Source organism: Dysosmobacter segnis, from assembly GCF_014297285.1.
GTDB lineage: Bacteria > Bacillota > Clostridia > Oscillospirales > Oscillospiraceae > Oscillibacter > Oscillibacter segnis.
The window spans coordinates 1-5,539 of sequence record NZ_JACOQI010000051.1 but is presented as its reverse complement, the minus strand read 5'-3'; the positions used below and the strand labels follow the sequence as shown (position 1 = coordinate 5,539).

General features: G+C 50.9%; 7 protein-coding genes. 6 read left to right on the top strand and 1 reads right to left on the bottom strand.

The features are described from left to right. The first annotated feature begins 1,294 nt into the window (after window positions 1-1,294). The 6 genes from H8Z83_RS18590 to H8Z83_RS18565 all read left to right on the top strand — a co-directional run bounded on the left by H8Z83_RS18590 (window position 1,295) and on the right by H8Z83_RS18565 (window position 3,832). Window positions 1,295-1,765 (top strand): hypothetical protein, encoded by a 471-nt coding sequence (locus tag H8Z83_RS18590; RefSeq protein ID WP_187016396.1) that lies wholly within the window; start codon window positions 1,295-1,297, stop codon window positions 1,763-1,765. A gap of 18 nt (window positions 1,766-1,783) precedes the next feature. Further along, window positions 1,784-1,975, top strand: coding sequence for a hypothetical protein (locus H8Z83_RS18585; protein WP_187016395.1), 192 nt, complete (start codon window positions 1,784-1,786; stop codon window positions 1,973-1,975). A 204-nt stretch (window positions 1,976-2,179) separates the two neighbouring features. Beyond that, a complete protein-coding gene (locus H8Z83_RS18580) occupies window positions 2,180-2,740 on the top strand; it encodes a hypothetical protein (protein WP_187016394.1) in 561 nt (186 codons plus the stop codon). Between the two features lie 63 nt (window positions 2,741-2,803). Then, window positions 2,804-2,986 (top strand): hypothetical protein, encoded by a 183-nt coding sequence (locus tag H8Z83_RS18575; RefSeq protein ID WP_187016393.1) that lies wholly within the window; start codon window positions 2,804-2,806, stop codon window positions 2,984-2,986. Window positions 2,987-3,201: 215 nt separating this feature from the next. Then, window positions 3,202-3,501 carry a nucleotidyltransferase family protein gene (locus H8Z83_RS18570; RefSeq protein ID WP_187016392.1) on the top strand — a complete coding sequence of 100 codons (300 nt, stop codon included), beginning with the start codon at window positions 3,202-3,204 and terminating at the stop codon, window positions 3,499-3,501. After that, a complete protein-coding gene (locus H8Z83_RS18565) occupies window positions 3,494-3,832 on the top strand; it encodes a HepT-like ribonuclease domain-containing protein (RefSeq protein ID WP_187016391.1) in 339 nt (112 codons plus the stop codon). The genes H8Z83_RS18570 and H8Z83_RS18565 overlap by 8 nt, the downstream gene beginning before the upstream one ends. A 280-nt stretch (window positions 3,833-4,112) precedes the next feature. Here the strand turns inward: H8Z83_RS18565 and H8Z83_RS18560 are convergent, their stop codons facing one another. Beyond that, window positions 4,113-5,264 (bottom strand): tyrosine-type recombinase/integrase, encoded by a 1,152-nt coding sequence (locus H8Z83_RS18560; RefSeq protein ID WP_187016390.1) that lies wholly within the window; start codon window positions 5,262-5,264, stop codon window positions 4,113-4,115. Between the last annotated feature and the right edge of the window lie 275 nt (window positions 5,265-5,539).

The following is a 5,539-nucleotide window of genomic DNA, read 5'->3' as shown; positions in this document are numbered from 1 at the left end:
TGCCCTTTTCCGATATATCCCTTATACACGCGAACTGTAATTTTATCCCTTGACAAACCCATAGCCGACTGCTTTCTTTTTCGTCCTCGGAAAAGCTGCGAAAAGCGCAGGAAACGCAGTCATACCAACGTATCCAATGCATCGGTCACACGGACTTCAAGGGTCTCTCAAACGCTGTTACCCCCCCTTCCACACTTCCATCAATGGGTATCACACATCAAAAGGGTCTTGGCACAATCGTCTACAAAACGGCCCACATTCGCTTTTGCGGGTGAAAGTGGGTACACACTCGCCTTTGCCAACAGGATCGCAGATCGCACACAGCGGCTTACACGCCGAAACACGGGGTCTTCCATCCCCTGACCACAGTGCGGCTTTGCGCTGCCAGTGAAATTCCTTTTACTCCGCCATGCTTTTATATACATATATTTCCCGGTTCTCTGTGAACCCTCAACACCAGCAGATGAGAAAAATCCGGCGAAACTGCCGCCATAAATTTTATCCCCAACCGCTCCTCATCGCGTTTTTCAACTTCGCTCGCAAACAGCCCACGTTCGCTTTCACGAGTGAAAGTGGGTACACACTCGGCTTCGCCAACAGGATCGCACGCAAGGGCTCACACGGCGAAACACGGGGCGTTTCGGATGGGGGCGCTATTACTACCCTCGGAGCGTTCCACACGTTTCGGAAACCCTGCGTGGCCGGGGTTTAAAACGGCAAACTTTGCCGCTTTTGGACCTTGGCCGGGTGTGCTCCAGAAGGACACAGACTGTCAATAAAGTGGTAAATTCTCCGCGACGGAAAGGAAGAGTGTGCGCGGAAAACCCAAGAAGGGTGTCCTGCGCCATTGAAATCCTAAGTTTTCAGAACTTTTATAGAGTTCTGAAAACTTGCTCAGCGGTGAGAAAAGACTTTTTCGACACGCCGAGCCTGCGGAACAGCGATGCGCTCATGCGCGTCGCTGTTCCGAGGCGTCGCGGCCCCGCTGGGCTGCGTGATCTGTTTGCAATTTGGTGATGTTGCTGTTTTTTCACTCTGTGTGCAGTACTTTCTGAACGTGCGAGACATGGGTGGTACCACTACCCTCGGTGCACTTTGCGTGCTGCCGAAACTCCCGGCCCCCGCTTGTCAAAAGGGGCTAATTTGCCGTTTTCTGAGGTCGGGTGAGCAGCGTTCCTTGCGCAGTGCCTATTTTTTTCGAATATACAGGTATCCCTGTCGGTAAGCTCTGTTGCAAATGCCTTTGCGTTATGGTACGATGGGTTCAAAAAAACAGTTTTTGCGGAGGATTTCTATGAGCGTATGCACCTTTATCGCTTCGGATTTTCCCTTAAAAGAAGTCGCGCCAGTTCGGGATTATCCGCTTGAAATAAACCTTGATGACGGTGAAATGTATGATGGCGACGCGGATGATAACTACTCCCTGCTTTCATTTACAGATGTATGGGAATATACCGACAAAAAGTACGGTGTCCATCTGGAATGGAACTATTGCACAGCGGGCAGAGCAAAACAGCTTATTGAGTATCTGAAAAACGCCTTGCAGGACGCGGATTCCGTGGAACTCTGGCGCGTGTGGTTAGGGGTTAGCGATGAATTTGACGACTTTGAGGACAGCCCTGTTATTCATCGGCAGACCATTTCTATTGATGAACTCACCGTAAAGCATATCGAAGAAATCGACCGCTCCGATGTTTGGAATACTCCTGATAAAACGCATCCTAACAGGCCGTCATTCTATTGCTTGGAAATCAGACGACGCTGATTTTTGGAGGTACTTCCGATGATAAAAGAAATTGGGATCCAAGGCTGCATTACCGTTCCTGAAGATGTTTCGATGGATGAAGTGATCGATAAATTCATTGCGTTTGTTGAGGAAAATAATTGGAGTTTTGGCGGTGGGTACAAGACAATTATCGACGGATACTATATGAACGATGATGGTACACGAGGAAAATATGTCCTTGATGAGTAAACAGGCTTAACCGCAAAAGCGAAGTATTCGAGCAACATATTTGTGGCGTGGGAGGCGCGTTCGAGAAGACCATTGACATACATGGCATGACCAATATGGAGTTTGTTCGGGGGGAACGCGGGAAATGTTGGAAAACCATCGCGATTGGAAAAATCCTGTTCAGCTTTTAGGATCAAAGCTTGCGCCGAAAAGAGGGATGTCTCGATGAATCACACAAAATATCTGCATATTCGTGACTGGAACTACTGGTGGGGCTATTACCGCTGCGGCAAGGACTGGGAGCCTTTCCACGGGGCTGAATTTTCTCTTACCGAGGACGAGGCGGGAGAGACATCTTTTTTCCACTTTGACTTTTATAACCTCCCCGTGCTTCGCCAGATGATCCGGGACGGTGAGTTTGTGGAGCCGGACAGTCCGGATCATCCGGGCTTTCTGGAGCAGGCAAGGCGGCTCAGAAGCGGTGAACAGGACTGGTTCGTCGGGGCGCTGTACTATCCGCATTTTTCACCGGAGACGCGTTTCTGTAATGCCTCCGTCCGGAGCGGCGTCCCGCTGACAAAGCTGCTTTCCCCGTCTGTACCGCCCTATTATGGGGTGATCTTTCTCCGGGAGGAGCGCCCCCTCACTCCGGAGGTGCTGACGCATTGGGTGGAGACACTGTCCCAGCCTCTGTTCGGCCAGCAATTTTCCTGTACGCTCGCGCAAGTCCCCAGCCGGCAGGAGGCGATGGAGCGGTTTGAGAACGAGACGCGGCTGACGCGATGAAATGTACGGTATCGCTTACCGCTGATTTCCCGTTGAAAAGCAGCTGAGAGGGAGACATTTCTTATGGAATTAAGACTCACGGAGCAGGAGGCTCTGACGCTGTATCGAATCATTCTGCGGTGGGATGAATCAGGCAGCTTGACCACAGAGGATGACGAGGAACATCAGCTGCTATGGGATTTATCCTGTACGCTGGAAAAAGAACTGGAGCCGGTGGATGATGCCGTGAAACGCAGACTGCTTTGACCGCGTAAGCGCCCACCAGAGAAACGCCGATGTCCCCGTTCGGAGCGGTCTATCCACCAATACAAAATTGGAGAAACGCACTGGTAGGATGGCTTTGTTCGGATGTAGGCGCCCTATAAAGGCGAAAACGCTCCGCGGCGAACCGCGTTTCAGAAAAATTTTCTTTTATTTTCTCTGATTTCATGGTATATTTATGTTAGCAAAGGGGTGGTTTTATGGCGCCATACAGCATTGAAGAACTCCGTAATATTGTTTCCCCCATCGCGCAGGCTCACGGTGTAGCAAGCGTATCCCTCTTTGGCTCCTACGCCAAGGGCTTAGCGGATGCCAACAGTGACGTGGATCTCAAAATTGAGAAGGGGTCTTTGCGCTCTCTGTTCCAGCTCTGCGGGTTTCGGCTGGCGGTAGAGGATGCCTTAAAGCTGCCAGTGGATCTGGTGACAAGCGACTCCTCCGACAAATCATTTTTAGACATGATCCAGAAAGACGAGGTGGTGCTCTATCGGAATGCGTGACCGGCTTATTTTGCAAAAAATTGTTCTCTATTGCCAGCGCGTCGCTGACAATTTAGAGCGCTGCCATCATGACTTTTCTGCTTTTGAGCAGGACTATCTCTTTCAGGACGCTTGTTGTATGTGCGTTGTCCAAATTGGCGAATTAGTATCGCAGCTTTCCGACGAAACTAAGGCACAAAACAAAGCAATTCCGTGGCGTATCATTAAGGACACCCGGAATTTCTATGTCCACGCTTATGGTGCAATCGACATCCCCTCTGTGTGGGATACACTGATAAATGACATTCCTGCTTTGAAAATTGCCTGTGAAGCGATCCTGACCCAGTTTTGACCCAGAATGGAATTGGAACGGGCAGGGCTGGACGGAAACAATGGAAAATCCGCCGAGCGAACGGCGGTAAAAAGCACAAATCGGAGCCGAAACGGCTCCGATTTTCCCTTGAGACTGCCTCATAACCCGGAGGTCGCAGGTTCGAGTCCTGTCTCCGCAACCAGAAAGTCCTGATTTCTTGCGAAATCAGGACTTTTTCCGCACTTTTGCGCCTAATATCTTACTTCCCATTTTTTCTGACCCAAACGCTGACCCCAACGGGAGCGGACAGCGGAAAGGTCTATACCGCGCCAGAGAGGATGTTACCCATTGTCTTTGCCGCTTCACGCTTGGCCGAGGTCGTTACATGAGCGTAGGTGTCCAGCGTGAAGCCTGCCGAAAAATGCCCCAGCATACCAGATACGGTTTTGATGTCCACACCGTTTTGCAGAGCCAGCGTTGCGAAGGTGTGGCGCAGGTCATGAAAGCGTATTCTCGGTAGACCCGCTCGTTTCAGCACCCGCTGGAGCATGTGCAACACGCTGTCCGGCGACATGGGGCCTCCGGTGGGCGATGGGAATACCCATTCGCTGTTACCCGTTTTTCTTCTTTGTTGCATCAGAACGTTTATCGCATCTGCCGACAACGGCAGTGTGCGGTAGGCGTTTTTCGTTTTCAGCGGCATCTCAATGATCTTGCCGTTGATGCGCCCGATCTGCCGTTGAACCCGAAGGTCTCCTTTTTCCAAATCAATGTCCGACCATTTTAATCCGAGCAATTCACCCCGCCGCAGGCCGGTGGTCAGGTCGATGTAGTACAGGGCGAACACGCCGCTGTCTTTTGCCTCGCGGAGGAAAGACGTCAGCTGCTCAACAGGAAGCGTCTGCATTTCCTTGTGCTCCGCCTTCGGCAAGGCACAGCCATCTGCCGGATTGCGGGCGATCAGCCGCTGCTCGTTTGCCAGCTTCATGGCAGAGGAAATGATTTGATGGATGTTGCGTACTGTTTTGGCGCTCAGTCCCTTGGGCTGTTTCTGTGATTCGATTCGCTCTACCCGCCCTTCCGCCAACAATTTCTTGTAGAACTGTTGCAGATGCAGCGTCGTCAGATCATTCAACGGGATCTTGCCGAGCTGCGGCTTGATGTGGTTTTCGATGTAGCCATGGTAGGTCAGGTAGGTGGATGGGCGCATTTTAATTTTGGCATAGTTCTCGTACCACACTTCTAACCAGTTACCCACGGTGTAGTTCTTGGCCCGTCCGTAGTCGATGCCCACATTTTCCTCGATGGCTTTCTTCAACTTCTCCTTGACTTCCGCTTGCGTCTTTCCAAGGACGTTTTTAATGATGGCCTTTCCTGTTTCTGGATCGTGACCGACTGTGTACCGGCCCTCCCATCGGCCATCCTTTCGTTTTCGGATGTTCCCTTCCCCGTTTGCTCGTCTTTTTGGCATGGTATCGACCTCCTTTGCCAACGAACAATACCGTAAACAGCAGAGGAAAGCTATCGGAAAACCGAACTGTTATCAGAAAGTTATCATTTGCGCTGGATGCCCTATCTTTGTCTATGGCGACGCAATTTTTGCGCTGCCGGGGGCGTTCTCTTTAGTTGGTACAAAATAAGCATAGCACCCGAAGCGCAAATGAAGGCTCGGATGCTATGCTTATTTTTGTTATAATGGGAGGGCAATGGATGGACGGTTTCTTTGATGAGCCAAGCGTTCGAGCT

Bases quoted from the DNA above. Each gene is read 5' to 3' on its own strand.
- H8Z83_RS18590 (WP_187016396.1), top strand. From the start codon at position 1,295: ATGAGCGTATGCACCTTTATCGCTTCGGATTTTCCCTTAAAAGAAGTC.
- H8Z83_RS18585 (WP_187016395.1), top strand. From the start codon at position 1,784: ATGATAAAAGAAATTGGGATCCAAGGCTGCATTACCGTTCCTGAAGAT.
- H8Z83_RS18580 (WP_187016394.1), top strand. From the start codon at position 2,180: ATGAATCACACAAAATATCTGCATATTCGTGACTGGAACTACTGGTGG.
- H8Z83_RS18575 (WP_187016393.1), top strand. From the start codon at position 2,804: ATGGAATTAAGACTCACGGAGCAGGAGGCTCTGACGCTGTATCGAATC.
- H8Z83_RS18570 (WP_187016392.1), top strand. From the start codon at position 3,202: ATGGCGCCATACAGCATTGAAGAACTCCGTAATATTGTTTCCCCCATC.
- H8Z83_RS18565 (WP_187016391.1), top strand. From the start codon at position 3,494: ATGCGTGACCGGCTTATTTTGCAAAAAATTGTTCTCTATTGCCAGCGC.
- H8Z83_RS18560 (WP_187016390.1), bottom strand. From the start codon at position 5,264: ATGCCAAAAAGACGAGCAAACGGGGAAGGGAACATCCGAAAACGAAAG.